This is a genomic window from Rhodococcus sp. ARC_M12, assembly GCF_022810385.1.
In the GTDB taxonomy this organism is placed as follows: domain Bacteria; phylum Actinomycetota; class Actinomycetes; order Mycobacteriales; family Mycobacteriaceae; genus Rhodococcoides; species Rhodococcoides navarretei.
In genome coordinates, this window is sequence record NZ_JALGQI010000058.1 from 1 (window position 1) to 704 (window position 704).

Here is a 704-nt window from a genome sequence, read left to right on the forward strand (position 1 = left end):
GACCACCCGCTGTCGGAGTCCGGAGAGTTCGACGTGGTCGTCGTCCCTGCGCTTGGAACCCTCACGGCCGCCGCTACCAACGACGCCCTCCAGAGCCGAGATGCACGTTCGGTCATCGCCTCACTCGGGCGCCTCGACGACGCGACCACCCGGATCGCCGCGGCGTGCACCGGCGTGTTCGCCGTCGCCGAGACTGGACGGATGCATCATCGGCGGGCGACGACCAGCTGGTTCCTGGGGCCGGAGTTCCTGAAGCGCTATCCGACCGTCGCCCTCGATCTCGACACCATGGTCGTGGTCGACGGGAACCTCGTCACCGCCGGCGCCGCGTTCGCCCACATCGACCTCGCGCTCTCACTCGTGCGATCGATCAGCCCCGACCTGGCCCAACATGTCGCCAAGCTCCTCATCATCGACGAGCGTCCGTCGCAGGCGGCCTTCGTCGCCTACGAACATCTCCGGCACGAGGACCCGATCGTCGTCGAGTTCGAACGCTTCGTGCGCGCCCGCCTGGACGAACCGTTCAACGTCGCCTTCGTCGCGCAGTCGCTCGGCACCAGCCGGCGCACCCTCGAACGACGAGTCCGTGCGGCGCTCAACCTCACTCCGCTCGGCTTCGTCCAACGGCTTCGCATCGAACGAGCGCGGCACCTCTCAGCAACCACGGACCTCACCTCCGCCGAGATCGCGCTACGGGTCGGCTA

The 704-nt window shown here is 68.0% G+C and carries 1 protein-coding gene; it reads left to right on the plus strand.

Features of this window, described 5'->3' with window-relative positions; all coding sequences use genetic code 11:
- The coding region (locus MTX35_RS25330) for a GlxA family transcriptional regulator (RefSeq protein WP_243597480.1) at positions 1-704 on the plus strand (704 nt) is incomplete at both ends.